The organism is Variovorax sp. V35 (assembly GCF_041154465.1).
GTDB lineage: Bacteria > Pseudomonadota > Gammaproteobacteria > Burkholderiales > Burkholderiaceae_C > Variovorax > Variovorax boronicumulans.
This window is the reverse complement of sequence record NZ_AP028666.1, coordinates 6,394,035-6,417,500: the sequence shown is the minus strand read 5'-3', so window position 1 is coordinate 6,417,500 and position 23,466 is coordinate 6,394,035. Positions and strand designations below refer to the sequence as shown.

Sequence of the window (23,466 nt, the reverse complement as noted above, 5' to 3'; positions counted from 1 at the left end):
ACGAAAGTGGACGTATAGGGTGTGACGCCTGCCCGGTGCTGGAAGATTAAATGATGGGGTGCAAGCTCTTGATTGAAGTCCCAGTAAACGGCGGCCGTAACTATAACGGTCCTAAGGTAGCGAAATTCCTTGTCGGGTAAGTTCCGACCTGCACGAATGGCGTAACGATGGCCACACTGTCTCCTCCTGAGACTCAGCGAAGTTGAAATGTTTGTGATGATGCAATCTCCCCGCGGAAAGACGGAAAGACCCCATGAACCTTTACTGTAGCTTTGTATTGGACTTTGAACAGATCTGTGTAGGATAGGTGGGAGGCTTTGAAGCAGGGTCGCTAGATCTTGTGGAGCCAACGTTGAAATACCACCCTGGTGTGTTTGAGGTTCTAACCTAGGTCCATTATCTGGATCGGGGACAGTGCATGGTAGGCAGTTTGACTGGGGCGGTCTCCTCCCAAAGCGTAACGGAGGAGTTCGAAGGTACGCTAGTTACGGTCGGACATCGTGACGATAGTGCAATGGCATAAGCGTGCTTAACTGCGAGACTGACAAGTCGAGCAGATGCGAAAGCAGGACATAGTGATCCGGTGGTTCTGTATGGAAGGGCCATCGCTCAACGGATAAAAGGTACTCTGGGGATAACAGGCTGATACCGCCCAAGAGTTCATATCGACGGCGGTGTTTGGCACCTCGATGTCGGCTCATCTCATCCTGGGGCTGTAGCCGGTCCCAAGGGTATGGCTGTTCGCCATTTAAAGAGGTACGTGAGCTGGGTTTAAAACGTCGTGAGACAGTTTGGTCCCTATCTTCCGTGGGCGCTGCAGATTTGAGGAAGCCTGCTCCTAGTACGAGAGGACCGGAGTGGACACACCTCTGGTGTATCGGTTGTCACGCCAGTGGCATTGCCGAGTAGCTAAGTGTGGAAGAGATAACCGCTGAAAGCATCTAAGCGGGAAACTCGTTTCAAGATGAGATCTGCCGGGGCCTTGAGCCCCCTAAAGAGTCGTTCAAGACCAGGACGTTGATAGGTCAGGTGTGGAAGCGCAGTAATGCGTTAAGCTAACTGATACTAATTGCTCGTGCGGCTTGACCCTATAACTTTGATCAATCTGATCAAGGTGTTATGCCAAGTTGACGCATTCAAAATAATTCGCCAAAAGCTGATTCCAAACTCTATGAATTCGTTTGATTGATCGTGTGATCAATCGGACAACCCTTTATGCCTGATGACCATAGCGAGTTGGTACCACTCCTTCCCATCCCGAACAGGACAGTGAAACGACTCAGCGCCGATGATAGTGCGGGTTCCCGTGTGAAAGTAGGTCATCGTCAGGCTCTTACAGCCCAGAAAACCCCAGTCAGCAATGACTGGGGTTTTTTGCTTTGCGCACAGAAAACGCCAAACGCATAAAAAGCGCTGACTCGAAAGAAGCAGCGCTTTTTTATTGCGGCGAACATCCACCAATCAGGTGTTGCGTACTCCCAAAGCATCGGATTGTGCTGCGCCGGCCGTAATCAGCTCTGCAAGCAGGTCCGTCGTCAGGGCCTCCAGCGACGCATCCGCAAAGAATCGAGCTCGAATCAGCTCGAAGTAGGGCGTCCCGCCAAGCCACGCATCCCACTCAGCGTGCGACACCGCATGCAATTCCAGAAGCTTGAACTTCATCAGCACCTTCATCGCGTGACGCGCGTGCTTCACAGGATCGCGCTCCAAGCCAGCTAAACGCTTGCGCGCCGTATGCAACGCGCGCTCGACATCGGTGAAGACGCCACCATGCCCCGGGATCACCTGCCGCGGCGCCAACTTCTCGATCAAATCGAGCGTTGCCGCAATGTCCCCGAACGAGGGCTCACCCATCAGCTCCGGAAAGGCGATGCCAAACCCGTTCTCCCAGAGCGCGTCCGCTGAAATCAGAGTCCGCGACACCGGGTCGAATAGGATCACCGAGTGCGGATCGTGACCTGGAGCCCCATGCACTTGCCACGCGCTGTCTCCCAGCAGGCATTCAGTGCCTGGCTCGAGCAGTCCAGTGAAGCCAAAGCGCGGGCAACTCTGCCCCGTCGCAAGAAAACTCAGACCCTGCGCATCCCATCGTTCAACCAGCGCCGCCTCTCCAGGCGGGATGTCCGTCCGCAGCGATGGATAACGCTGCTGCAACGCTGCGTTCCCCCCGCAGTGATCGCTGTGCAGATGCGTGTTCAGCACCCGATCGAGCGGACGTTCGCCCAGCACCGACTCGACCAGTGCCAACGTTTGCTCGGCATGCGTGGCATAGCCTGTGTCGACCAGCGTCGTTTCCTCGACTCCGACGAAGAGGATGTTGTTCGAAGACAGCCAGCCCCGCTCGAACACGACGACATTCGTCGGCAGCCCGGCGCTGGCTTCCCCGTGGCGCCCCACGCGCTCAGGCACCGGTGCTGGTGCGCAGCTCGCGCCGCAGGATCTTCCCCACGTTGGTCTTGGGCAGCGACTCGCGGAACTCGATGTGCTTCGGGCGCTTGTAGCCGGTGAGCTGTCCGTTGCAGTACTGGAGCACGGCGTCTTCCGTCAGCGTCGGGTCCTTGCGGACCACGAAGACCTTGATGGCTTCGCCTTGCTTCTCGTCCGGCACACCCACGGCCGCGCATTCAACGACGCCCGGGCACAGCGAGATCACATTCTCCAGCTCGTTGGGGAACACGTTGAAGCCGCTCACGAGGATCATGTCCTTCTTGCGGTCGACGATCCGGCTGTAGCCGTCCTCCTGCATCACGGCGATGTCGCCGGTGCGCATGAAGCCGTCAGCCGTGAAGGCCGCGGCCGTCTCGGCGGGCTGGTTGTAGTAGCCGGTCATCACGTTCGGGCCCTTGATGCACAGCTCGCCCGCTTGGCCGATCGGCAGCGATTGGCCTTCATCGTCCTTGATCGCGATCTCAATGCTCGGCAACGGCAAGCCGATGGTGCCCGTGAACTTCGTGTTCGACACCGGGTTGTTGGTGCCGATCGCGCAGGTCTCGCTCATGCCCCAGCCTTCGATCATCGGGCAGCCGGTGGCTTCGAACCACTTGCGCGCCGTGCCTTCGGAAGCGGCCATGCCGCCGGCCTGCGACACGAACAGCGTCGAGAAGTCGACCGTCTTGAACTCCGGGTGCATCAGCAGAGCATTGAACAAGGTGTTCACCGCCGGCAGCATGTGGAAGGGGCGCTTCTTCAGCACCGCGACGAACTTGTTGAAGTCGCGCGGGTTCGGAATCAGCGTCATGTGCGAGCCCTGGCGGATCACCAGCAGGCACAGCGTCAGCGCGAAGATGTGATACAGCGGCAGCGCGGCGATGCTGTTGACCTTCGCCAGGTCGCCAGCCCGCGCCAAAGCGGGCGTGAACCAGGCCTCGGCCTGCAGCGTGGCGGCCACGATGTTGCGGTGGGTCAGCACCGCACCCTTCGACAGGCCGGTGGTGCCGCCCGTGTACTGCAGGAAAGCGATCGAATCGAGCGTGCTCTGGTCGGGCCCGAGCGTGCGCCCGCGGCCTTCGGCAATCGCCTGCTTGAACGGCGTGACCGTGCGGCCGTCGCTCAGCGGCAGCTTGTAGGGCGGCACCATCTTGGCCAGGTGGCGCACGGCCACCGTGATCCACGTGCCGTACAGCCCGCCGAGCAGGTCGCCCATCGCGGTCATCACCACGTGCTTGACGGGCGTGCGCTCGATCACCTGTTCAAGCGTGGCGGCAAAGTTTTCGAGGATGACGATGGCGGTGGCGCCGGAGTCATTGAGTTGGTGCTCCAGTTCGCGCGCCGTGTACAGCGGATTGACGTTGACGCAGGTGTAGCCCGCGCGCAGCACGGCGCACATCGTGACCGCGAACTGCGGCACGTTGGGCAGCATGATCGCCACTCGCGCACCGGGCGCGAGGCCCTGCGATTGCAGCCAGGCACCCATCGCCTTCGAGAGCGTGTCGAGCTCGCCGTACGACATCCAGCGCTCCATGCAGACCGAGAACGGACGGTCTTTGTAGCGGCCGAAAGCCTCGTCGAACATGTGAGGCAGGGAGCGGTACTGCTCCGGATGAATCTCGTGCGGCACGCCGGCCGGGTAGTTCTGTCGCGCGGATGTCTGCATGCAAGCTCCTTTGGCGCGGATTGTGGGAGCCAATGCCTCCCACCCGCCAGCGGGCTTGTCCTAGGGGCGCATACCCGGTGTCGCGCAGGCGATAGCCGCCGTGCACGCCCGGGTCACTGCAATGCGATCAGGCGTTGCCGGATTCGCCCGGCAGCAGCACGCCGGCCGGGATGTCGGGCTGCACCTCGAGCGCGCGGTACAGCGGCGTGAAGTCGGGTGCCGTGAGATCGAAGAGCTGTGCGAAGTTCTCGATCACGAAGTAGTTGGCCTGGTAGGTGTCGATCTTGTAGCGCGTGCGCATGGTGCGCAGCAGGTCGAGCGGGAGGCGGTGCGGCTCGGGGCTGCGCACCGCGTGCTGCAGTTCGCCGACCGAGCTCAGGATGCCGGCGCCGTAGGCGCGCAGGCCCTCGGGCTGGCGGATCAGGCCGAATTCGACCGTGTACCAGTACAGCCGCGCCAGCTTCTCGCCCGCGCCCAGCTCGTGCGCCTTGATGCCGCCCTGGCCGTAGCGCTGCACGTAGTCGGCGAAGGTGGGGTCGAACAGCATCGGCACATGGCCGAACAGGTCGTGGAACACGTCGGGCTCGACGATGTAGTCGAACTCTTCGGGCTTGCGGATCCAGTCGGTCACCGGGAACTTGCGGTTCGCCAGCAGCGTGAAGAAGGGCAGCTCGGGAATCAGCCCCGGCACCGCGACGATCTCCCAGCCGGTGGCGCGGTGCAGGCGCTCGTTGAGTTCCTCGAAGCGCGGGATGCGGTCCTTCACGCCGAGCAGCGGCAGCGCCTTGATGAAGGCGTCGCAGGCCAGGCCAGTCAGCTGCGCGGCCTGGCGTTCGTACAGCCGCTTGTAGGTGTCGTGGTCAGCCGCCGTGTAGCTGGCCCAGTCCTGCGGGCAGGTGTAGTCGGCTTGCACCGAACCGCCGCGCGAGTAGTCGCCGCGCGGCGGGCGATCGGATGCGCCATAGACGGCGGGGGTGACAACGGCGGCGGGGGTATCCATGGGGCGTTCGGTTTCTCGGGTTACTTGAGCCAGCGGTCCATCACGCGCTGGAAGTCGCCGCCGGCTTGCTGCAGGTGCAGCCATTGGTCGACATACGATTTGAAAGCCACGTCGTCGCGCGGCAGCATCCAGGCCATTTCGCCGTACTGCAGCGGCTTGTCGGGGTTCACCGCGCACAGCCCGGGCTTGAGCTTCTGCTGCGTGATGGCCTCGGCCGATTCGGTGACGAACACGTCGGCGCGGTTGGCCAGGATCTCGTCGAAGATCGTGACGTTCTCGCCGTGCAGCGTGAGCCTGGCCTGCTTGAAGTTGGTGCGGGCGAAGCGTTCGTTGCTGCCGCCCGGGTTGAAGATCACGCGGGTCGACGGCTGGTCGATGGCCGCCACGCTCTGGTACTTGGCCACGTCGGCGCAGCGCGCGATGGGCGTCTTGCCGTTGACCATGTAGGGCGCGCTGAAGAAGGCACGCTTCTGGCGGTCGGTGGTCACCGACACGCCGCCCACGGCGATGTCGCACTTGCCCGCGGCCAGGTCGGGCAGCAGGTTGGCCCACGTCGTCTTGACCCATTCGGGCTTGGCGCCGAGGCTGGCGCTGAAGCCGGCCATCAGGTCAACGTCGATGCCTTCGAACGAGGCGTCGGCCTTCTGGAAGCTGAAGGGCCGGTAGTCGCCCGGCGTGCAGATGCGCAGCACCGCCGCCTTCTGCACCGTGTCCAGGTGCGAGGCACCCGGGCCGGCCGCGGGCGGCGCCGAAGCGCAGCCCGAGAGCACGACAGCAGCGGCAACTGCCGCGACGAAGGAAGTGACGACAGTCGAAGAAGACGCGTGGCGCATGCCGGGCTCCAGGGCAGTGGTGAAGCGCCTTATTTTGCGGCGCTCAGCACGCCCCGGCGCATCTGGTCGAGCTCGATGCTCTCGAACAGCGCCTTGAAGTTGCCGTTGCCGAAGCCGTCGTCGCCCTTGCGCTGGATGAACTCGAAGAAGATCGGGCCCAGCTGGTTCTCGCTGAAGATCTGCAGCAGCAGTGCGTCCTTCTTGCCGTCGATCAGGATCTTGCGGCTCTTCAGCTCAGCCACGCTTTCGCCGTGGCCGGGAATGCGCTTGTCGATCAGCTCGTAGTAGGTGTCGATGGTGTCCAGCAGCGTCACGCCGTTGGCGCGCAGCGCGTCGACGCTCTCGTACAGGTTGTCCGAACCCATGGCGATGTGCTGGATGCCCTCGCCCTTGTACATGTCCAGGTACTCCTGGATCTGGCCGGCCTGTTCCTTGCCTTCTTCGTTGATCGGGATGCGGATCTTGCCGCAGGGGCTGGTCATGGCCTTGCTCTTCACGCCCGTCACCTGGCCTTCGATGTCGAAGTACTTCACTTCGCGGAAGTTGAAGAGCTTCTCGTAGAAATTGGCCCACACGTCCATGCGGCCGCGGTACACGTTGTGCGTCAGGTGGTCGATGTAGGTCAGGCCGTTGCCCTTGCGCGCGAGCGCGTCCTGCGACGACACGCCCGGCAGCGCCTCGAAGTCCACGTCGTAGAAGCCGATGTTGCCGATGTCGCCCGGCTGCGCGCCGTTCTTGCCGGGCCAGCGGTCCACCAGGTAGATCAGGCTGTCGCCGATGCCCTTGATGGCGGGAATGTTCAGCTCGCCCGGGCCGGCCTTGTCGGCGAAGCCCCAGGCGCCCAGCGCGGTGGCGCGCTCGTAGGCCTGCTTGGCGTCCTGCACGCGGAAGGCGATGGCGCACACGCTCGGGCCGTGCTCGCGCGCAAAGCGCTGGGCGAACGAATCGGGTTCGGCGTTCAGGATGAAGTTGATCGTGCCCTGGCGGTACAGCAGCACGTTCTTGTGGCGGTGCTTGGCGATGGCCACGAAGCCCATGCGCTCGAACACCTTGCCCATCGCGACCGGATCGGGTGCCGCGTACTCGATGAATTCGAAGCCATCGGTGCCCATCGGGTTCTCCCAGGGCGTGAAGGCGGGGGCGTCGGCGTGGCTCATGGGTGCTGTCTCCGGAAAGTGGGGAAGTTGTGCAGAAAGGAAAACAAAGGCCCGGATTCGGGCCGTGCTGCACTGTAGGGCGGAAGGCGTTCAGGTTTTCTGCGTTTCTGGGCGCCCTGAGTAGCCATGACGCAGTAAAACTGCAAAAATGACGAAATGGAAGCACTCGACAAGATAGATCGGCTTATTTTGCGCATGCTGCAAGCAGACGGCCGCGCCACCTACGACCAGATCGCGGAGCAGGTCAGCCTGTCGCCCAGCGCCGTGCTGCGGCGGGTCAAGCGGCTGGAGGAGCACAAGGTCATCGACCGCTACGTGGCCCTGGTCCAACCCGAGGCGGTCGGCCTGGGCCTCACGGCCTACCTGAACGTGCGGCTCGAAAAGCACACCGAAAGCCACAAGCGCAACCCGATGGACCTGTTCCGCGCCAGCGTGCAGACCTGGCCCGAGGTGGTCGAGTGCGCGGCCCTCACCGGCGACATGGACTACCTGCTGCGCGTCGTGGTGGCCGACATGGCGCACTACAGCCGCTTCATCATGGACACCCTGTTGAAGCACCCCAGCGTCGAAGACTGCAAGACCAGCTTCGTGCTCGATCGTGTCAAAGCCACAACATCTGTGCCCGTTTAACCACAAATTGGTTGCGGAAACACCACGGACTCTGGTATCGAGTCACGAATGCGTCCAGAAAGTGTCCTTGCGGGCTTGGTGATTAAGGGAAAACCCTTACATTGGAGCCATGCTTACCGCCAAGACCCTCCTCAAAGCGTCTCTCGGCCTCGGCTCTTTCCTGAAGGCGCCGATGGTTGAGGCGCAACCGCGCGCCGTCAGCGCGCCCCCACCCGTCATGGTGCCGATCCGCTCGATCGGCCCGCGCGAGCGCGAACGCATCGCGCGCCACCTGCTGGACCTGACGCCGCACGACCGCTACCTGCGCTTCGGCTATGCCGCGGCCGACGAGCAGGTCCTGCGCTATGTCGAAGGCTTGGACTTCGATCGCGACGAACTGTTCGGCATCTACAACCGCCGCCTCGACCTGATCGCGATGGCGCACGTGGCCTACGCACCCGGCGACCAGCACAGCGACTGCGCCGAGTTCGGCGTGTCCGTGTCGTCGCACGCCCGCGGCCGCGGCTATGGCGCGCGCCTGTTCGAGCGCGCCGTGGTCGCCGCGCGCAACGAAGGCGTGGGCATGCTCTTCATCCATGCGCTGAGCGAAAACGCGGCCATGCTCAAGATCGCCCGCAACGCTGGCGCCACCGTGGTGCGCAGCGGCTCGGAGTCGGAAGCCCACCTGCAGCTGCCCACCGCCACCTTCGACAGCCGCATGAGCGAGATCGCGCTGGAGCATTACGCCGCGGTCGATTTCGCGCTCAAGAGCCGCGCCAAGCAGTTCTGGGCCTTCCTGGCGAGCCTGCAGGAAGTGCGCAGCGGCATGCGCGACGCAAGAAGCAAATCGGCGCCGTGAGCGGGCGAGGGCGGCCTATGCCGGCCGGACGGTAGAGCCTGTCATGCGCAATCCGTTATCCTTGTCTCTCTTCAACTCCGCCCTCCCGCAGTGGCCGACCCTCACCCTGAACGCGCTCCCGTTGAACGGGAAGACAAGCGTGGCTTTCTCCAGAAGCTCGCCGAATTCATCCACCCCGGCCCCGATTCGCGCGACGAGCTGATCGAAACCCTCGCCGACGCCGAGGACAACGAGGTGATCGGCGCCGAATCGCGCGTGATGCTCGAAGGCGTGCTGCGCATGGCCGACATGACGGCCGGTGACGTGATGGTCGCGGCGCCGCGCATGGACCTCGTGAACATCGACGCGCCCTTTGACGCGCTGCTGCACGCCGTGATCCAGACCGCGCACTCGCGCTTTCCGGTCTACGAGGGCGAAAAAGAAAACATCATCGGCATCCTGCTCGCGAAGGACCTGCTCAAGCTGCAGCGCGCGCCGGGCCTGAACATCCGCGCCTTGCTGCGCCCGGCCACCTTCGTGCCCGAGAGCAAGGGCCTGAACGACCTGCTGCGCGAATTCCGCGGCAACCGCAACCACCTGGCCATCGTCATCGACGAGTTCGGCCGCGTGGCGGGCCTCATCACCATCGAGGACGTGCTCGAGCAGATCGTCGGCGAGATCGAGGACGAGTTCGACATCGCCGAAGACGAGGGCGACATCTTCGGCCTGGCCGACCACACCTACCGCGTCTCGGGCGACACGCCCATCGAGCGCGTGGCGGAGGCCTTCGGCATCGTCTTCAACGAAGAACAGCTGAGCGAAGACTTCGACACCATCGGCGGACTCATCGCGCACGAGATGGGCCACGTGCCCAAGCGCGGCGAGCACCATGCCATCGGCGGCTTCGACTTCGTCGTGCTGCACACCAAGGGCGGCGCGGTGCGCTGGTTCCGGGTGTCGCCGGCGCGCGGCGGCGACGCGGCCGACTGATGCCGGCGCCCGCAGCAGCGGCCCCGGCCCGCGTCTCGCCCACCTCTCCCCCTTCCTCCGCCGCCTCCGGGCTGCTGCGCCTGCTCGGCTTCGGCCTGGCGGGCGTGGCGCAGGCCCTGTCCATTGCCTGGCCGGGTGATGGCCGCCCGCTGTGGTGGCTGCAGCTGCTGTCGCTGGCGGGGCTGGTCTGGCTGCTCGACGGCCTGCGCGCCCAAGGCGCGGGCTGGCGCCGCGCCGGCCTGCACGGCTGGGTGTTCGCGACCGCCTGGCTCACCGGCAGCTTCTGGTGGCTCTTCATCTCGATGCACACCTACGGCGGGCTGCCGGCGCCGCTGGCGGTGATCGCCGTGCTCGCGCTGGCGGCGGCGCTCGGGCTCTACTACGCCGTGGCCTGCGCCTGGTTCGTGGTGCGCGGGCCGGCAGGGCGCGTCGCGGGTGCCTTCGTGTTCGCGGCGCTGTGGACGCTGGCCGAGCTCGTGCGCGGCAGCTGGTTCACCGGCTTTCCCTGGGGCGCGGGCGGCTACGCCCATGTCGACGGCCCGCTGGCCGCGCTGGCGCCGTGGGTCGGCGTGTACGGCATCGGCGCCGCGGCGGCACTGGCCGTGGCGCTGGTCGCGCGACGCCTGCCGCTGCGCGGCGTGGCGCCGACGGCGCTGGCCGCCGTGCTGCTCGCCGCGGTCTTCGTGCTGCCCAACGTTGTCTCGCCGCTGCCCGCCGATGCGCGCGGCGCGCAGGGCACTGCCGGCACGCTGCAGGTCGCGCTGCTGCAGGGCAACATCCCGCAGGACGAGAAATTCATTCCGGGCGGCGGCATCGAGACCGCGCTGCGCTGGTACGCCGAACAGCTGCGCGACGCCAAGGCCCAGCTCGTGGTCACGCCCGAAACGGCGCTGCCGCTGCTGCCGCGCCAGCTGCCCGCCGGCTACCTCGACGCCATCCAGGAACGCTACGGCCAGCCGGGCACGCAGCAGGCGGCCATCGTCGGCCTGCCGCTCGGCGACGGGCCGGGCACCTACCGCAACGCCGTGCTCGGCTTCATGCCCGGTGGCGCGGCGCAGCCCTACGCCTACAGCAAACACCACCTCGTGCCCTTCGGCGAATTCATTCCGCCGGGTTTTCGCTGGTTCATCCGCATGATGAGCATCCCGCTGGGCGACTTCGAGCGCGGCGGGCTGGCGCAGGCGCCCTTCGTCTGGCAGGGCCAGCGCATTGCGCCCAACATCTGCTACGAAGATTTGTTCGGCGACGAGATCGGCGCCAACTTCCGCGACGAGGCCACGGCGCCGACGGTCCTGCTCAACGTCAGCAACATCGCCTGGTTCGGCGACTCGGTCGCCATCGACCAGCACCTGGCCATCTCGCGCATGCGTGCGCTCGAATTCGCGCGGCCGATGGTGCGTTCCACCAACACTGGCGCCACCGTGGTGATCGACGCCGCGGGCCGCGTCACGCACCAGCTGCCGCGCCTCACGCGCGGCGTGCTCGAAGCGCCGGTCGAAGGCCGTCGCGGGCTCACGCCCTTCGCGCGCTGGGTCGCGCCCTTCGGCCTGTGGCCGCTGTGGATCGCGGCGCTGGCGATCGTCGCACTGGGCGCGGTCTTCTTCCGGCCCGGGCGCACCCAAGGCTGAGGCGCACCGGCGGATGCGCATTCGACGTCGTCGTTCATGAAGCACCACCACCGCCCCAAGCCCGCCGCGCCATCCGTGGTCGATGGCACAGGCGACCTTCGCGCCAGGGGCTCGGTGCTCGAAGTCTTTCTCGCTTTCCTGAAGCTCGGCCTGACCTCCTTCGGCGGACCGGTGGCGCACCTGGGCTACTTCCGCACGGAGTTCGTGGAGCGCCGCAAGTGGCTCGACGACAAGCGCTATTCCGACCTCGTGGCGCTGTGCCAGTTCCTGCCCGGGCCCGCAAGCAGCCAGGTCGGCATCGCGCTGGGGCTCGGCCGCGCGGGCTGGGGCGGGGCGCTGGCGGCGTGGCTCGGGTTCACGCTGCCGTCCGCCGTGGCGCTCATCCTCTTTGCGGCCGGCGTCACGCACTGGGCGGGCCTGGCGCAATCGGGCGCGGTGCACGGGCTGAAGGTCGTCGCGGTGGCCGTCGTCGCGCAGGCGGTGTGGGGCATGGCGAAGTCGCTGTGCCCCGACCGGCTGCGCGCGGGCGTGGCCATCGTCGCGGCGCTGCTGGTGCTGGCGGTGCCTTCGGCCATGGGGCAGATCGTCGCCATCGTCGCCGGGGGCGTCGTCGGCCGATGGGCGCTGCAGCTGGGCCACCTTCCCGCGGCGCAGCACCGCGACCACGGCGTGAGCAAGGCAACGGGCGCCGCGCTGCTGGGCCTGTTCGCCGTTCTGCTCGTCGCACTGCCGATGCTGGCCGCGGCGGCGGATTGGCCACCGCTGTCCGTCATCGCGTCCTTCTACCGGTCGGGCGCGCTGGTGTTCGGCGGCGGCCATGTCGTGCTGCCCTTGCTGCAGGCGGGCGTGGTGCCGACGGGCCTGGTCTCGAACGATGTGTTCCTGGCGGGCTACGGCGCAGCGCAGGCGGTGCCGGGGCCCCTGTTCACCTTCGCGGCCTTCCTCGGCGCCGCCATGCCGGAGCCGTTCGGCGGGTGGGTGGGCGGCTTGGCGCTGCTGCTGGCCATCTTCCTGCCGGCCTTCCTGCTGGTGGCGGGTGCGCTGCCGTTCTGGGAGACGCTGCGCCAGCGCGACGGCGTTCAGCGCGCGATGGCGGGCGTCAACGCGGCGGTCGTCGGCGTGCTGCTCGCCGCGCTCTACGACCCGGTGTGGACGAGCGCCATCCATTCGAAAGCCGATTTCGGGCTCGCGCTGGCGGCGTTCGGCTTGCTCGTCTACGCGCGCCTGTCGCCGGTGTGGGTCGTCGGGCTGGCGGCGGTGGCGGGCTGGCTGCTGGCCCTCTAAGGCCGGCGCATGACCGCATGCCATGCCGGCATGCAGCGGCATGGCATGCGGGCATGGTTCATGTATCTTCCTCGCCGCCTCGAGAAATCATCCTCAAACCAAGGAGCCCGTATGTACTTTTCTACCCATTTCCGTGCCTTTGCGGCCGGTGCCGCGTTGCTCGCGGCCAGCGCGCTCGCGCAGGCCCAGCAGGCGCTGCCCAACGTGGTGATCCTGGCAACCGGCGGCACCATCGCCGGTGCCGGCGCGTCGGCCGTCAACAGCGCCACCTACGCGGCCGCCAAGGTCGGCGTCGAGAAGCTGATCGCCGGCCTGCCCGAGCTGGCCAAGGTCGCCAATGTGCGCGGCGAGCAGGTGTTCCAGGTGGCTTCCGAAAGCCTCACCAACGACAACCTGATGACGCTGGCCAAGCGCGTCTCGGCGCTGTCCAAGCAGTCGGACGTGGACGGCATCGTGATCACCCACGGCACCGACACGCTGGAAGAAACTGCCTACTTCCTGACGCTCACCGTGCACACCAACAAGCCGATCGTGGTGGTCGGCTCGATGCGCCCGGGCACGGCCCTGTCGGCCGACGGCGCGCTCAACCTGTACGACGCGGTGAACGTGGCGGGCAGCAAGGACGCGATGGGCAAGGGCGTGCTCGTGACGATGGGCGACAACATCGACACCGGCCGCGACGTGAGCAAGAACGTCAACATCAAGACCAGCGCGTTCTCCAGCCAGTGGGGTCCGTTGGGCATGATTGTCGAGGGCAAGAACTACTGGTTCCGTGCACCGGTCAAGCGCCACACCACGAACTCGGAATTCAACATCGACAGCATCACCGCGCTGCCGCCGGTCGAGATCGCGATGGGCTACGAAGGCGTGTCCTCGGTGGCCATCGACGCGATCGCCAAGAGCGGCGCCAAGGCGCTGATCCACGGCGGCACGGGCAATGGCTCGGTGGCCGACCGCATCGTGCCGAATCTGCAGAAGGCTCGCACCGACGGCGTGGTCGTCATCCGCAGCTCGCGCGTGCCCGACGGCTTCGTGATCCGCAACGCCGAGCAGCCCGACGACAAGTACGACTGGGTGGTGGCGCACGACCTGCGCCCGCAGAAGGCGCGCATCCTGGCGATGGTGGCCCTCACGAAGACCAACAACACCAAAGAGCTTCAGCGCATCTTCTGGGAGTACTGATCGACGATCAGCGCGCGGTGCGGCGCTTGCGGTGCCGCGCGTATTCCAGGCTGCTCACGCACACCAGCAGCCAGCCCAGGCCGGTCAGCAGGCCGGCCGCGACATCGCTCGCGAAGTGCACCTGCAGGAAGATCCGGCTGCAGGCGATGGTGACGATGGCCGCCACCGCGGCCATGGCGGCCGGCACATGCCAGCGCGCCGGCAGCAGCCGCAGCGCCAGGTACAGCAGCATCCCGTAGCTCACGATCGCGCCCGCGCTGTGGCCGCTGGGAAAGCTGAAGCTCGTCTCCAGCGCCAGCCCGTGGTCGTGCACCGGCCGGGCCCGCGCAAAGATGTGCTTGAGCGCGGGGTTCAGCACCACGATGCCGCCGAGCGCGGTCACCCAGCCCAGCGCCAGCCCACGATGCGCGTTGCGCCACAGCAGCAGCGCGACCAGCCCGCACACGGGCGCGAGCAGCTGCGCGTCGCCCAGGTGCGTGAGCCAGCTGAAGCTCACGAGCGCGCCCCACGGCACATGGGCGGCGATGGCGTCGGCCAGCGCCTGGTCGGCGCGGCCCATGGTGCGGCCGTCGCCCAGGTGCGAGGCGATCCACGCGACCAGCACCGCCGCCGCAAGGATCAGCACGAAACCCAGTCCCAGTCCGAGCGCCAGGCGCGATTCGTCAGGCTCGCCGGTGTCGGGCAGCGGATGGCGTCGCTGCAGCATCCGGCAGGCGAGGCCGGCGCCGAGCGCCGACACGGTCAGCGCGAGCGCGAACCAGGCCAGGGCGTGTTCGCCCAGCTGTTGTGCAAGAAGAACCAAGGGGGCTGAAGAAGAAAGAAGGAGGGTGTCCGCAGGAGGCATGCGGCGCAACCCTAAGGGGCCGTCGCGCGGCTGGCAAGCGGAAGCCGCAATAGGTCGACGCGCGTGAAGGCTTTGTCGGCCGCCGAATGGTCCCAGCGCTCGACCACGCACATGCGCTGCGCGCCGTCGACGGACGCTTCCGTGCGCAGCACGTTCACCGAGTTCGGCGCATCCCAGCGCACGCGCGTCGACACGGCGGTGCCGGCCTGCACCGCCCAGGCCGTGGGCGGGCAGCCCGGAAAGCGCTCGTCCAGCGGGCGCACGAAAGGCAGGTGGATGTGGCCGCCGACGATCAGCTCGGCGCCCGCCGCCGTCCAGCGCGCCACCGCCGCCGCGCGCCCGTGCAGGCGGTTCTGCCGGTCTTCGGGCCGCGTCACCAGCACCGGCTGGTGCGTCACGACCACGCGCACCTGCCGGGGCGAAGCCTGGGCCAGCCGCGCCGCCACGCGCTCGACCTGCGCGGGCGACACCTCGCCGTCCTCATGCCGGTACCAGCGCGTCGTGTTGACCGTGACCACCAGCCAGTCGTCGCAGGCGAACACCGGCTCCAGGTCGGGGCCGAAGGCTTCTGTGTAGCGACCGTAGGGCGAGAAGACGCGCGCCGCCAGCTGGAACAGCGGGATGTCGTGGTTGCCCGGAATCGCGACCACCGGCGCCGCCAGCCGCTCGGCAAAGGCGCGCGCCGCCGCGAACTGGCGGCGCGTGGCACGCTGCGTGATGTCGCCCGACAGCAGCACCGCCTGCGGCGCCAGCGCGTGCGCCAGGCGTTCGAGCGCCTGCAGCACCTCGGGCTGCTCGGTGCCGAAGTGCGGGTCGGACACTTGCAGCAGGCAGCTCATGGCCGTGCCGCCTCCAGCTCGGGCGCGCTGTCGGGCCGCACCAGCCACAGCGGGTCGGGCGCCACGCGGAACAGCAGGGGCATGTCGACCCAGTCGATCTCGCCGTCGGTGGCGATCTTCACGCGGCGCGGCGTGCGCAGCCGGCCGGCTTTCACCGTCATCGACTCGAAGGGAAAGCTCAGCACCTCGTCGGCATCGCCCAGCCGCCCGAGCGCGCCGCGCACCAGCAGCCCCGGCATCGACAGCAGGCCGACCGGCTTGAGCGCCACCGCGGTCAGCCGGCCCTGCTCGGGTGCCTCGGCGTGGTCGACGCCCGCCTGCATCAGCTGCAACGGGTTGTTGCCCACGAACAGCGTGGGCGTGCGGATGTCGCGCTCGTGGCCGTGCGAGGCGATGCGCAGCTGCCAGTGGCGATGGCGTCCGCGCAGCACCGTCAGCAGGCCCGAGTAGAAGGCGATCCAGCGGTGACGGCCGAAGCGTGCCTTGTGGCTCTCGCGCTCCTCCAGCAGGTCGGCATACAGGCCCATGCTGGCATTCACCAGGAACACGCGGTCGTTCACCAGCCCCACCTGCACCGCCCGGGGCTGCTGCGTGAGCAGCACCTGCAGCGCCTGCGCCGTGTCGCGCGGGATGCCGTGGGTGCGGCTGAAGTAGTTGAAGGTGCCCTGCGGCAGCACGCCGAAGGGGCAGCCGCTGCCCAGCGTGGCCTGGGCCACGGCGTTGATGGTGCCGTCGCCGCCCGCGGCCACCACCACGCCACCCACGGCCCGGGCCCGTTCGACCGCCTCGCGCGCCAGCGCCTGCACGCGGCCGGGGCCGTCCACGAGGAACACGCGGTGCCGGCGGCCGTCCGCGGCAAAGGCGTCGTCGATGACCTGCCGGGCCTGCGCGGCGTCTTCGCTGCCGGAGCCGGCGTTGAGCACGATGAAAAACGGGGTGTCGGGGCCGATGTGGGGCGATGCCATGCAGTGAGAGAGGGGGAAAGCGCAGGAAAGTGCCGAAAGCGGCGGGAAACGCAAAAAAGCGTGCGGGGCCGGGCTTTGTCCCACAGCCGCGCGGGCTGTCGCGGCAGCCGGCATCCCGAGCGGCTGTGGGAGAGATGCCCTCCCGCGAACGTAAAATCGTCGCCTTTCGCGGCGTGTGCCGCGCCACCGTCCCGTCCAATGTCCGGCCCCCGACGCCGGCCAGCTTCATGTTGACCTTCCAGCAAATCATTCTCAAACTGCAGTCGTACTGGGCCGACAAGGGCTGTGCGCTGCTGCAACCGTACGACATGGAAGTGGGCGCGGGCACCTCGCACACCGCCACCTTCCTGCGCGCGCTCGGCCCCGAGCCCTGGAAGGCCGCCTACGTGCAGCCCAGCCGCCGCCCCAAGGACGGCCGCTACGGCGAGAACCCCAACCGCCTGCAGCACTACTACCAGTACCAGGTCGTGCTCAAGCCCGCGCCCAGCAACATCCTCGAGCTCTACCTCGGCAGCCTCGAAGCCCTGGGCTTCGATCTGAAGAAGAACGACATCCGTTTCGTGGAAGACGACTGGGAGAACCCCACGCTCGGCGCCTGGGGCCTGGGCTGGGAGGTCTGGCTCAACGGCATGGAGGTGACCCAGTTCACTTACTTCCAGCAGGTCGGCGGCATCGACTGCAAGCCCATCACCGGCGAGATCACCTACGGCCTGGAGCGTCTGGCCATGTACCTGCAGGGCGTGGACAACGTCTACAACCTGACCTGGACCGACGGCCTGAGCTATGGCGACGTCTACAAGCAGAACGAGGTCGAGCAGTCGACCTACAACTTCGAGCACAGCGACGCCGAATTCCTCTTCACCGCCTTCGCCGCGCACGAGAAGCAGGCCAAGCACCTCATGACCGAGCAGCTCGCGCTGCCGGCCTACGAGCAGGTGCTCAAGGCCGCGCACAGCTTCAACCTGCTGGACGCGCGCGGCGCGATCAGCGTGACCGAGCGCGCGGCCTACATCGGCCGCATCCGCAACCTCGCGCGCAGCGTGGCGCAGAGCTACTACGACAGCCGCGAGCGTCTGGGCTTCCCGATGGCCCCACGTGAGTGGGTGGCGCAGATGCCCCCGAAGAAAGCCGCCTGAGCGATGACGACCCCCATGAACAACAAGAACTCCCTGCTGGTTGAACTGTTTGTCGAAGAGCTGCCCCCCAAGGCGCTGAAGAAGCTCGGCGAGGCTTTCGCGGGCGTGCTGCGCGACCAGCTCGTGGCCCAAGGCCTGGCCGAAGCCGGCTCGGTGCTCACGCCGTATGCGTCGCCGCGCCGCCTGGCCGCGCACCTCACGCACGTGGCCGAGCGCGCCGCCGACAAGGCCGTGTCGCAAAAGCTCATGCCCGTGGCTGTGGGGCTCGACGCTTCGGGCCAACCGACGCCCGCGCTGCTCAAGCGCCTGGCCGCGCTCGGCGCCGATGCCTCGGCCGTGCCCGGCCTGAAGCGCGCCATGGACGGCAAGGCCGAAGCCCTGTTCTACGAAAGCACCGCCAAGGGCGCCACGCTGGCCGAGGGCCTGCAGAAGGCGCTGGCCGAAGCCATCGCCAAGCTGCCGATCCCCAAGGTCATGAGCTACCAGCTCGAAAGCGGCTGCGAGCTGCCCGGCTGGAGCAGCGTGAGCTTCGTGCGCCCCGCGCACGGCCTCGTGGCATTGCATGCCGACACCGTGGTGCCCATCGAGGCGCTGGGCCTGAAGGCCGGCCGCGAGACGCACGGCCACCGCTTCGAGGCGGCGGTCGACCCCGTGGTGCTGCGCGATGCCAACAGCTACGCCCTGCAGCTGCAGGACGACGGCGCCGTCATCGCCAGCTTTGAAGCGCGCCGCGCCGAAATCGCACGCCAGCTCGCGGCCGCCGCTGTGACGGTGGGCGGCGGCTCGGTGCCGATCCACGACGACGCGCTGCTCGACGAAGTCACGGCGCTGGTCGAGCGCCCCAACGTGCTGGTCTGCAGCTTCGAGCGCGAGTTCCTCGAAGTGCCGCAGGAGTGCCTCATCCTCACGATGAAGGCCAACCAGAAGTACTTCCCGCTGCTCGACGCGCAAGCCAAGCTCACCAACAAGTTCCTCGTCGTCAGCAACATCAGCCCCGACGACGCGAGCGCCGTGACCGGCGGCAACGAGCGTGTGGTGCGCCCGCGCCTGGCCGACGCCAAGTTCTTCTTCGACCAGGACCGCAAGAAATCGCTGGCCTCGCGCGTCGAGTCGCTGGGCAAGGTGGTCTATCACAACAAGCTCGGCACGCAGGGCGAACGCGTGCAGCGCGTGATGCACATCGCGCGCGGCATTGCCGAAAAACTCGGCGACGCCACGCTCGCCGCGCAGGCGACGCAGGCCGCCCAGCTGGCCAAGGCCGACCTCGTGACCGACATGGTCGGCGAGTTCCCCGAGCTGCAGGGCACCATGGGCCGCTACTACGCGCTGCACGACGGCCTCGACGCCGCCGTGGCCGACGCCATCGAAGACCACTACAAGCCGCGCTTCGCCGGCGACGAGCTGCCGCGCAACAGCGTGGGCCTCGTGGTCGCGCTGGCCGACAAGCTCGAGACGCTGGTCGGCATGTTCGGCATCGGCAACCTGCCCACCGGCGACCGCGACCCGTTCGCGCTGCGCCGCCACGCGCTGGGCGTGATCCGCATGCTGATCGAGAAAGACCTCGCGCTGGGGCTCGACGCCCTGCTGCAGGACGCCACCGCGCAGTTCAGCGCCATCGACGGCTTCGACAGCAGCAAGGCCACCGTCGAGCTGCGCGACTTCATCCTCGACCGCCTCGCCGGCAGCCTGCGCGAGCAGGGCGCCAGCGCGCAGGAAGTCGACGCCGTGCTGGCCCCGCTGCCGCAGCGCCTGGGCGAAGTGCCCAAGCTGCTGGCGGCCGTGCGCGCCTTTGCCGCACTGCCCGCCGCCGCCGCACTGGCCGCCGCCAACAAGCGCATCGGCAACATCCTGAAGAAGGCGCCCGAGGCCGACGCGCACGTCAGCGAACTCCTGCTGCAGGAGCCCGCCGAGAAGGCGCTGCACGCCGCCATGGCGCAGGTCGTGCCCGCCGCCAACGCCCAGTTCGACGCGGGCGACTACACCGGCTCGCTGCAGACGCTCGCCGCGCTGCGCGAACCGGTCGATGCGTTCTTCACGGACGTGATGGTGAATGCCGAGCAGGCCGACCTGCGGCTGAACCGCCTGGGCCTGCTGATGTCGCTGCACAGCGCGATGAACCGCGTGGCGCAGCTCGAGCGGCTGGCTGTCTGACCCCGTGCCCCATCCCTCCACCAGGAGCGGTTCCGCCATGAAGCTCGTCATCCTCGACCGCAACGGCACGATCAACGTGCACCGCGAAGATTTCGTCAAGAGCGACATCGAGTGGACGCCGCTGCCCGGTGCGCTCGAGGCCGTGGCGCGCCTGAACCATGCGGGCTGGCACGTGGTGGTGGCGTCGAACCAGTCGGGCCTGGGTCGCGGGCTGTTCGACATGGCCTCGCTCAATGCCATGCACGCCAAGATGCACAAGATGCTCGCGGCCGTGGGCGGCAAGGTGGATGCGGTGTTCTATTGCCCGCACAGCCCCGACGAAGGCTGTGACTGCCGCAAGCCCAAGGAAGGGCTGTTCCTTCAGATCGGCGACCGCTTTGGCATCGACCTGAAGGGCGTACCGACGGCGGGCGACAGCCTGCGCGATCTGCAGGCCGGCGCTGCTGCCGGCTGCGAACCGCACCTCTTGCTCACGGGCATGGGCGCGGCGTGCCGCGGGGTCCACCCGCTGCCTTCCGAATATCCGGCGGACACGAGGGTGCATGAAGACCTCGCCGCCTTTGTCGACTTCTTGCTCGCGCGCGAAGCGCGGGCTGCACTGCAGGTGGCTGTCTGATGGCGTTTATCCGTTCCGTTCTCCACGCCCTGTGGATGCTTGTCACCGTGGTGCCCTGGGGCATCATCATGTGCGTCAGCTCGCTCTGGAAGCGCGGCATTCCGCTGTACTGGATGGCCGAGCAATGGCTCAGCTGGGCCATCGGTGGCGCGCGCGTGCTGCTGGGCATCAAGACCCGCGTGACCGGCATGGAAAACCTGCCGACCGACCAACTCGCAGGCGCGGTGCTGCTGGTGAAGCACCAGTCCACGCTCGAGACTTTCCTCATGCCCACGCTGATGCCTCACCCGCTGGCCTTCGTTTTCAAGAAGGAACTGATCTACGTGCCGTTCTTCGGCTGGGCGATGGCGCGGTTGGACATGATCCACATCGACCGGAGCCAGCGCGCGCAGGCGTTCAACAAGGTGGTGAATCAGGGCCGCAAGCTGCTCGCGCAGGGCATCTGGATCATCATGTTCCCCGAAGGCACGCGCATTCCGCGTGGCCAGAAGGGCACCTACAAGAGCGGCGGCACGCGCCTGGCCTGCGAGACTGGCGTGCCCGTGATCCCCATTGCCGTCACCTCGGCCAAGGTCTGGCCGCGCAAGGCCTTCATCAAGCGCCCCGGCGTGGTCGATGTGTCGATCGGCCCGGCGATCTCGAGCGTGGGCCGCAAGCCCGACGAGCTGATGCGTGAAGTCGAAGCCTGGATCGAGGCCGAGATGCGCCGCCTCGACCCCGAGGCCTACAGCGACAGCCCGGCGCAGCCGCAGCAGACGTTGCCGCGCGAAGCGGGCTGACGCGCCACCCTCAGACCCAGGCCCGACATGCGGGGAATGCTGCAGTTCACGATGGACCTCTTCGAGGGGCTGGGGAGCACGCCGGCGCCTGCTGCTGCGCCGCCGCGGCGGCCGCGGAAGAAGGCGCCAGCGCCTGTGCCACCTGCTGCTCCCGCGCCGGTGGTGGCTGTCGCGCCTTCACCTGTCGGACCCGTTGATCCGCGTCCTGCGGTGCCGTTGGCTGACACACTGACGCTCGCGAATTTCACACATCCGCAGGCCACGCGTGAAGTGGTTCTGGGGTCGGCGCGGGTGGCCTACGAGTTCAAGCGGGGGCAGCGCAAGACCATCGGTTTTCTTGTGGGTGCCGAAGGTTTGTCGGTGCGTGCGCCGCGGTGGGTCACGTTGCGTGATGTCGATGCAGCGGTGCGTGAGAAGGCCGACTGGATTTTGCGCAAGCTGGCGGAGACGCAGCAGCGCAATGCGCGGGTCGAGGCGACGCGGATTGCCTGGGAAGATGGGGCGGAGTTTCCTTTTCTTGGCGAGCTGGTAGTGATCCGGCTCGATCCGAAGCACGGTTTCGCCAGCGTTGGCGGCACGCTCGACCCCGCTGTCGAAGGCGGTGGCCCGCGGACGCTGCGGTTGGCTGTGGCGCAGAACGCCGCGCCTTCGCAGATTCGGGATGCGGCGCAGGCCTGGTTGATGCGGCAGGCTCGGAGGCTGTTCATCGAGCGGCTGGATCACTTTGCGCCGCTGCTGGGGGTGTCATGGCAGAAGCTGTCGCTCTCCAATGCGGCTACGCGGTGGGGGAGTGCGAGTGCGGATGGGTCGATTCGGCTGAACTGGCGGTTGATTCACTTTCGCCTGCCGGTGATCGACTACGTTGTGGCGCATGAGCTGGCGCATCTGCGGGTGATGGATCACTCGCATCGGTTCTGGGAGACCGTTGAAAGCGTGGTGCCTGACTATGGGGTGCTTAGGCAGCAGTTGAAGGATGAGGCTGTGCCTCGGTGGGGCTGACCTTGTTTGTTTGCTTCCCGGGGCCGGGACTCGCCCCGGCGGGCGACTCACTTTCTTTTGCTTCGCCAAAAGAAAGTAAGCAAAGAAAAGGCGACCCCACTGTCTGCGACCCTTCGCTTCGCTACGGGCAACCTGCGGTGCTCGCGTTTCGCGGGGTCTCGCAGAACTCGCTTCGCTCAAACAGCTGCGAGCCCTGATCCGCGAAACGCTGCGCTCCTCGGCGCAGCCAGAGGGGCTTTGATACCGGGCGGGCCGTCGCTTCGCTCGGCCCGGGAATTTCCAACAGCCGAATCCCGTGCCCGTGCTGGTGCTGGTGCTGGTGCTGGTGCTGGTGCTGGTGCTGGTGCTGGTGCTCGTAGGCACATCTGCACTCGCTCGCGCCTGCGCCCGCGTTCGCGCTCCAACCAACGCCGCTACCAATCCCAGCCGCAGCAGGCGCGCAGCGCCTGCTGCGGCCCACTGGCCGAGCGAAGCGATGGCCCGAGGGGTTCCCCAATCCCTTCTGTATGCGCCGAGGAGCGCAGCGTTTCGCGGATCAGGGCTCGCCCTTGTTTGAGCGAAGCGAGTTTGGGCGAGACCCCGCGAAACGCGAGCACCGCAGGTTGCCCGCAGCGAAGCGGAGGGACGCAGACAGCAGGGTCGCCTTTCTTTTGCCTACGTTTCTTTGGCGAAGCAAAGAAAAGTAGGTCGCCTGCCGGGGCGAGACCCGGCCTCGGAACTCAAGAAGATCAGCGAGCGTGCGTAACGCCCCCGTCCACCACCAGCGTAGACCCCATCACATAGTCCCCAGCCCGCGAAGCCAGGTAAATGGCGGCACCAGCCATGTCCTCAGGCGTACCAATGCGCCCAGCAGGAATCCGTCCCTTGACCTCATCCCCATGATCCCGCGCATCCTTGTTCATATCCGAAGCAAACGCCCCCGGAGCAATCGCACTCACCACGATCCGATCCTGCGCCAGCCGCAGCGCCATCCGCCGCGTCAACTGAATCAACCCCGCCTTGCTAGCCGCATACGAATAAGTCTCCTGCGGATTCACAGAAATCCCGTCGATGGAAGCAATGTTGATCACCTTCGACAGATGATCCGTAGCCGCCTTCTTGAGCATCGGCGTCAGCGCCTTCGTCAGGAAGAACGGCGTCTTCAAGTTCAGGTCGACAACCTTGTCCCAGCCACTCTCCGGAAACTCTTCATAAGGCGCCCCCCAGGCAGCCCCCGCGTTGTTGACCAGGATATCCAGCGACCCTTCATGCTTCGCATAAGCATCGACCAGCGCCTGAGCCCCTTCCACAGTAGAAACATCCGCCGGCAGCGAAACGCAATGCCCAAAAGCCGACAGCTCCTTCGCCGTCTGATCGCAAGCCGCCGCCTTGCGCGCCGAGATGTACACGCGCGCGCCCTGCGCCAGGAAGCCCTCGGCAATCATGCGGCCGATGCCGCGCGAGCCGCCGGTGATCAAGGCGCTGCGGCCCTTCAGCGAGAAGAGTTGGGTGGTGTCCATGTGCGTTTGTCTCCTGAGTGGTGG

General features: G+C 66.8%; 20 protein-coding genes and 2 rRNA genes (1 of these 22 cut by a window edge). 13 read left to right on the top strand and 9 right to left on the bottom strand.

Going from position 1 to position 23,466, the window contains the following annotated elements; translation table 11 throughout:
- Positions 1 to 1,090 (top strand): 23S ribosomal RNA (locus ACAM42_RS29550) (it extends 1,784 nt beyond the left edge of the window).
- Between the two features lie 128 nt (positions 1,091 to 1,218).
- Positions 1,219 to 1,331 (top strand): 5S ribosomal RNA (gene rrf / locus ACAM42_RS29545).
- A 130-nt stretch (positions 1,332 to 1,461) separates the two neighbouring features.
- Here the strand turns inward: rrf and ACAM42_RS29540 are convergent.
- The 5 genes from ACAM42_RS29540 to hppD form a co-directional block, all read right to left on the bottom strand.
- Positions 1,462 to 2,409: an MBL fold metallo-hydrolase gene (locus ACAM42_RS29540; RefSeq protein WP_369630276.1), complete on the bottom strand. Its 948-nt coding sequence runs from the start codon at positions 2,407 to 2,409 to the stop codon at positions 1,462 to 1,464.
- The gene (locus ACAM42_RS29535) at positions 2,402 to 4,093 is read right to left on the bottom strand and encodes an AMP-binding protein (protein ID WP_369630275.1); all 1,692 of its coding nucleotides are present in this window, start codon (positions 4,091 to 4,093) and stop codon (positions 2,402 to 2,404) included. Before ACAM42_RS29535 ends, ACAM42_RS29540 begins: the two co-directional genes overlap by 8 nt.
- 127 nt (positions 4,094 to 4,220) lie before the next feature.
- A complete protein-coding gene (phhA, locus tag ACAM42_RS29530; protein ID WP_369630274.1) occupies positions 4,221 to 5,093 on the bottom strand; it encodes a phenylalanine 4-monooxygenase in 873 nt (290 codons plus the stop codon).
- 20 nt (positions 5,094 to 5,113) lie between these two features.
- A complete protein-coding gene (locus ACAM42_RS29525) occupies positions 5,114 to 5,926 on the bottom strand; it encodes a transporter substrate-binding domain-containing protein (protein WP_369630273.1) in 813 nt (270 codons plus the stop codon).
- Positions 5,927 to 5,955: 29 nt separating this feature from the next.
- Positions 5,956 to 7,083, bottom strand: coding sequence for a 4-hydroxyphenylpyruvate dioxygenase (gene hppD / locus ACAM42_RS29520; RefSeq protein ID WP_062482244.1), 1,128 nt, complete (start codon positions 7,081 to 7,083; stop codon positions 5,956 to 5,958).
- 156 nt (positions 7,084 to 7,239) lie between these two features.
- Between hppD and ACAM42_RS29515 the strand changes: the two genes are divergently transcribed.
- The 6 genes from ACAM42_RS29515 to ACAM42_RS29490 all read left to right on the top strand — a co-directional run bounded on the left by ACAM42_RS29515 (position 7,240) and on the right by ACAM42_RS29490 (position 13,614).
- Positions 7,240 to 7,713, top strand: a complete 474-nt coding sequence (locus tag ACAM42_RS29515) for an Lrp/AsnC family transcriptional regulator (protein ID WP_070062947.1) — start codon at positions 7,240 to 7,242, stop codon at positions 7,711 to 7,713.
- Positions 7,714 to 7,822: 109 nt separating this feature from the next.
- Positions 7,823 to 8,551 (top strand): GNAT family N-acetyltransferase, encoded by a 729-nt coding sequence (locus tag ACAM42_RS29510; protein WP_062482250.1) that lies wholly within the window; start codon positions 7,823 to 7,825, stop codon positions 8,549 to 8,551.
- A 90-nt stretch (positions 8,552 to 8,641) separates the two neighbouring features.
- Positions 8,642 to 9,520 (top strand): HlyC/CorC family transporter, encoded by an 879-nt coding sequence (locus ACAM42_RS29505; protein ID WP_062482253.1) that lies wholly within the window; start codon positions 8,642 to 8,644, stop codon positions 9,518 to 9,520.
- Positions 9,520 to 11,148: an apolipoprotein N-acyltransferase gene (gene lnt / locus ACAM42_RS29500; protein WP_369630272.1), complete on the top strand. Its 1,629-nt coding sequence runs from the start codon at positions 9,520 to 9,522 to the stop codon at positions 11,146 to 11,148. The genes ACAM42_RS29505 and lnt overlap by 1 nt, the downstream gene beginning before the upstream one ends.
- A 36-nt stretch (positions 11,149 to 11,184) precedes the next feature.
- Positions 11,185 to 12,432, top strand: coding sequence for a chromate efflux transporter (chrA, locus tag ACAM42_RS29495; protein WP_369630271.1), 1,248 nt, complete (start codon positions 11,185 to 11,187; stop codon positions 12,430 to 12,432).
- A 111-nt stretch (positions 12,433 to 12,543) separates the two neighbouring features.
- Positions 12,544 to 13,614, top strand: a complete 1,071-nt coding sequence (locus ACAM42_RS29490) for an asparaginase (protein ID WP_369630270.1) — start codon at positions 12,544 to 12,546, stop codon at positions 13,612 to 13,614.
- A 7-nt stretch (positions 13,615 to 13,621) separates the two neighbouring features.
- Here ACAM42_RS29490 and ACAM42_RS29485 read toward each other — a convergent pair whose 3' ends face one another.
- Genes ACAM42_RS29485 through ACAM42_RS29475 form a run of 3 tightly spaced genes read right to left on the bottom strand, consistent with a single transcriptional unit; the run spans position 13,622 to position 16,262 of the window.
- Positions 13,622 to 14,416 (bottom strand): phosphatase PAP2 family protein, encoded by a 795-nt coding sequence (locus ACAM42_RS29485; RefSeq protein WP_369630269.1) that lies wholly within the window; start codon positions 14,414 to 14,416, stop codon positions 13,622 to 13,624.
- A 53-nt stretch (positions 14,417 to 14,469) separates the two neighbouring features.
- Positions 14,470 to 15,297: a metallophosphoesterase gene (locus tag ACAM42_RS29480; RefSeq protein WP_369630268.1), complete on the bottom strand. Its 828-nt coding sequence runs from the start codon at positions 15,295 to 15,297 to the stop codon at positions 14,470 to 14,472.
- On the bottom strand, positions 15,294 to 16,262 hold the full coding sequence (locus ACAM42_RS29475) for a diacylglycerol kinase family protein (protein ID WP_159272764.1): 969 nt from the start codon (positions 16,260 to 16,262) through the stop codon (positions 15,294 to 15,296). The genes ACAM42_RS29480 and ACAM42_RS29475 overlap by 4 nt, the downstream gene beginning before the upstream one ends.
- Before the next feature lie 227 nt (positions 16,263 to 16,489).
- Between ACAM42_RS29475 and glyQ the strand changes: the two genes are divergently transcribed.
- From glyQ to ACAM42_RS29450, 5 genes are read left to right on the top strand one after another with little or no spacing between them, the layout of a single operon-like run.
- Positions 16,490 to 17,398, top strand: a complete 909-nt coding sequence (gene glyQ / locus ACAM42_RS29470) for a glycine--tRNA ligase subunit alpha (RefSeq protein WP_062481784.1) — start codon at positions 16,490 to 16,492, stop codon at positions 17,396 to 17,398.
- Positions 17,399 to 17,413: 15 nt separating this feature from the next.
- Positions 17,414 to 19,549: a glycine--tRNA ligase subunit beta gene (gene glyS, locus ACAM42_RS29465; RefSeq protein ID WP_369632816.1), complete on the top strand. Its 2,136-nt coding sequence runs from the start codon at positions 17,414 to 17,416 to the stop codon at positions 19,547 to 19,549.
- A 37-nt stretch (positions 19,550 to 19,586) separates the two neighbouring features.
- A complete protein-coding gene (gmhB, locus tag ACAM42_RS29460; protein WP_095947896.1) occupies positions 19,587 to 20,165 on the top strand; it encodes a D-glycero-beta-D-manno-heptose 1,7-bisphosphate 7-phosphatase in 579 nt (192 codons plus the stop codon).
- A complete protein-coding gene (locus ACAM42_RS29455; RefSeq protein ID WP_307590667.1) occupies positions 20,165 to 20,944 on the top strand; it encodes a 1-acyl-sn-glycerol-3-phosphate acyltransferase in 780 nt (259 codons plus the stop codon). The genes gmhB and ACAM42_RS29455 overlap by 1 nt, the downstream gene beginning before the upstream one ends.
- A 27-nt stretch (positions 20,945 to 20,971) precedes the next feature.
- Positions 20,972 to 21,943: a M48 family metallopeptidase gene (locus tag ACAM42_RS29450; protein ID WP_369630267.1), complete on the top strand. Its 972-nt coding sequence runs from the start codon at positions 20,972 to 20,974 to the stop codon at positions 21,941 to 21,943.
- 728 nt (positions 21,944 to 22,671) lie between these two features.
- On the opposite strand, the gene ACAM42_RS29445 is transcribed toward ACAM42_RS29450, so the two are convergent.
- Positions 22,672 to 23,442, bottom strand: coding sequence for an SDR family oxidoreductase (locus tag ACAM42_RS29445; protein ID WP_062478757.1), 771 nt, complete (start codon positions 23,440 to 23,442; stop codon positions 22,672 to 22,674).
- Positions 23,443 to 23,466: the final 24 nt, after the last annotated feature.

Excerpts from the sequence above, each read along its gene's own strand:
- lnt (WP_369630272.1), top strand. The coding sequence starts at position 9,520 with ATGCCGGCGCCCGCAGCAGCGGCCCCGGCCCGCGTCTCGCCCACCTCT.
- ACAM42_RS29475 (WP_159272764.1), bottom strand. The coding sequence starts at position 16,262 with ATGGCATCGCCCCACATCGGCCCCGACACCCCGTTTTTCATCGTGCTC.
- glyQ (WP_062481784.1), top strand. The coding sequence starts at position 16,490 with ATGTTGACCTTCCAGCAAATCATTCTCAAACTGCAGTCGTACTGGGCC.
- hppD (WP_062482244.1), bottom strand. The coding sequence starts at position 7,083 with ATGAGCCACGCCGACGCCCCCGCCTTCACGCCCTGGGAGAACCCGATG.
- phhA (WP_369630274.1), bottom strand. The coding sequence starts at position 5,093 with ATGGATACCCCCGCCGCCGTTGTCACCCCCGCCGTCTATGGCGCATCC.
- ACAM42_RS29535 (WP_369630275.1), bottom strand. The coding sequence starts at position 4,093 with ATGCAGACATCCGCGCGACAGAACTACCCGGCCGGCGTGCCGCACGAG.
- ACAM42_RS29510 (WP_062482250.1), top strand. The coding sequence starts at position 7,823 with ATGCTTACCGCCAAGACCCTCCTCAAAGCGTCTCTCGGCCTCGGCTCT.
- ACAM42_RS29490 (WP_369630270.1), top strand. The coding sequence starts at position 12,544 with ATGTACTTTTCTACCCATTTCCGTGCCTTTGCGGCCGGTGCCGCGTTG.
- ACAM42_RS29515 (WP_070062947.1), top strand. The coding sequence starts at position 7,240 with ATGGAAGCACTCGACAAGATAGATCGGCTTATTTTGCGCATGCTGCAA.
- ACAM42_RS29480 (WP_369630268.1), bottom strand. The coding sequence starts at position 15,297 with ATGAGCTGCCTGCTGCAAGTGTCCGACCCGCACTTCGGCACCGAGCAG.
- chrA (WP_369630271.1), top strand. The coding sequence starts at position 11,185 with ATGAAGCACCACCACCGCCCCAAGCCCGCCGCGCCATCCGTGGTCGAT.
- ACAM42_RS29525 (WP_369630273.1), bottom strand. The coding sequence starts at position 5,926 with ATGCGCCACGCGTCTTCTTCGACTGTCGTCACTTCCTTCGTCGCGGCA.
- ACAM42_RS29445 (WP_062478757.1), bottom strand. The coding sequence starts at position 23,442 with ATGGACACCACCCAACTCTTCTCGCTGAAGGGCCGCAGCGCCTTGATC.
- glyS (WP_369632816.1), top strand. The coding sequence starts at position 17,414 with ATGAACAACAAGAACTCCCTGCTGGTTGAACTGTTTGTCGAAGAGCTG.
- ACAM42_RS29450 (WP_369630267.1), top strand. The coding sequence starts at position 20,972 with ATGCGGGGAATGCTGCAGTTCACGATGGACCTCTTCGAGGGGCTGGGG.
- ACAM42_RS29455 (WP_307590667.1), top strand. The coding sequence starts at position 20,165 with ATGGCGTTTATCCGTTCCGTTCTCCACGCCCTGTGGATGCTTGTCACC.
- gmhB (WP_095947896.1), top strand. The coding sequence starts at position 19,587 with ATGAAGCTCGTCATCCTCGACCGCAACGGCACGATCAACGTGCACCGC.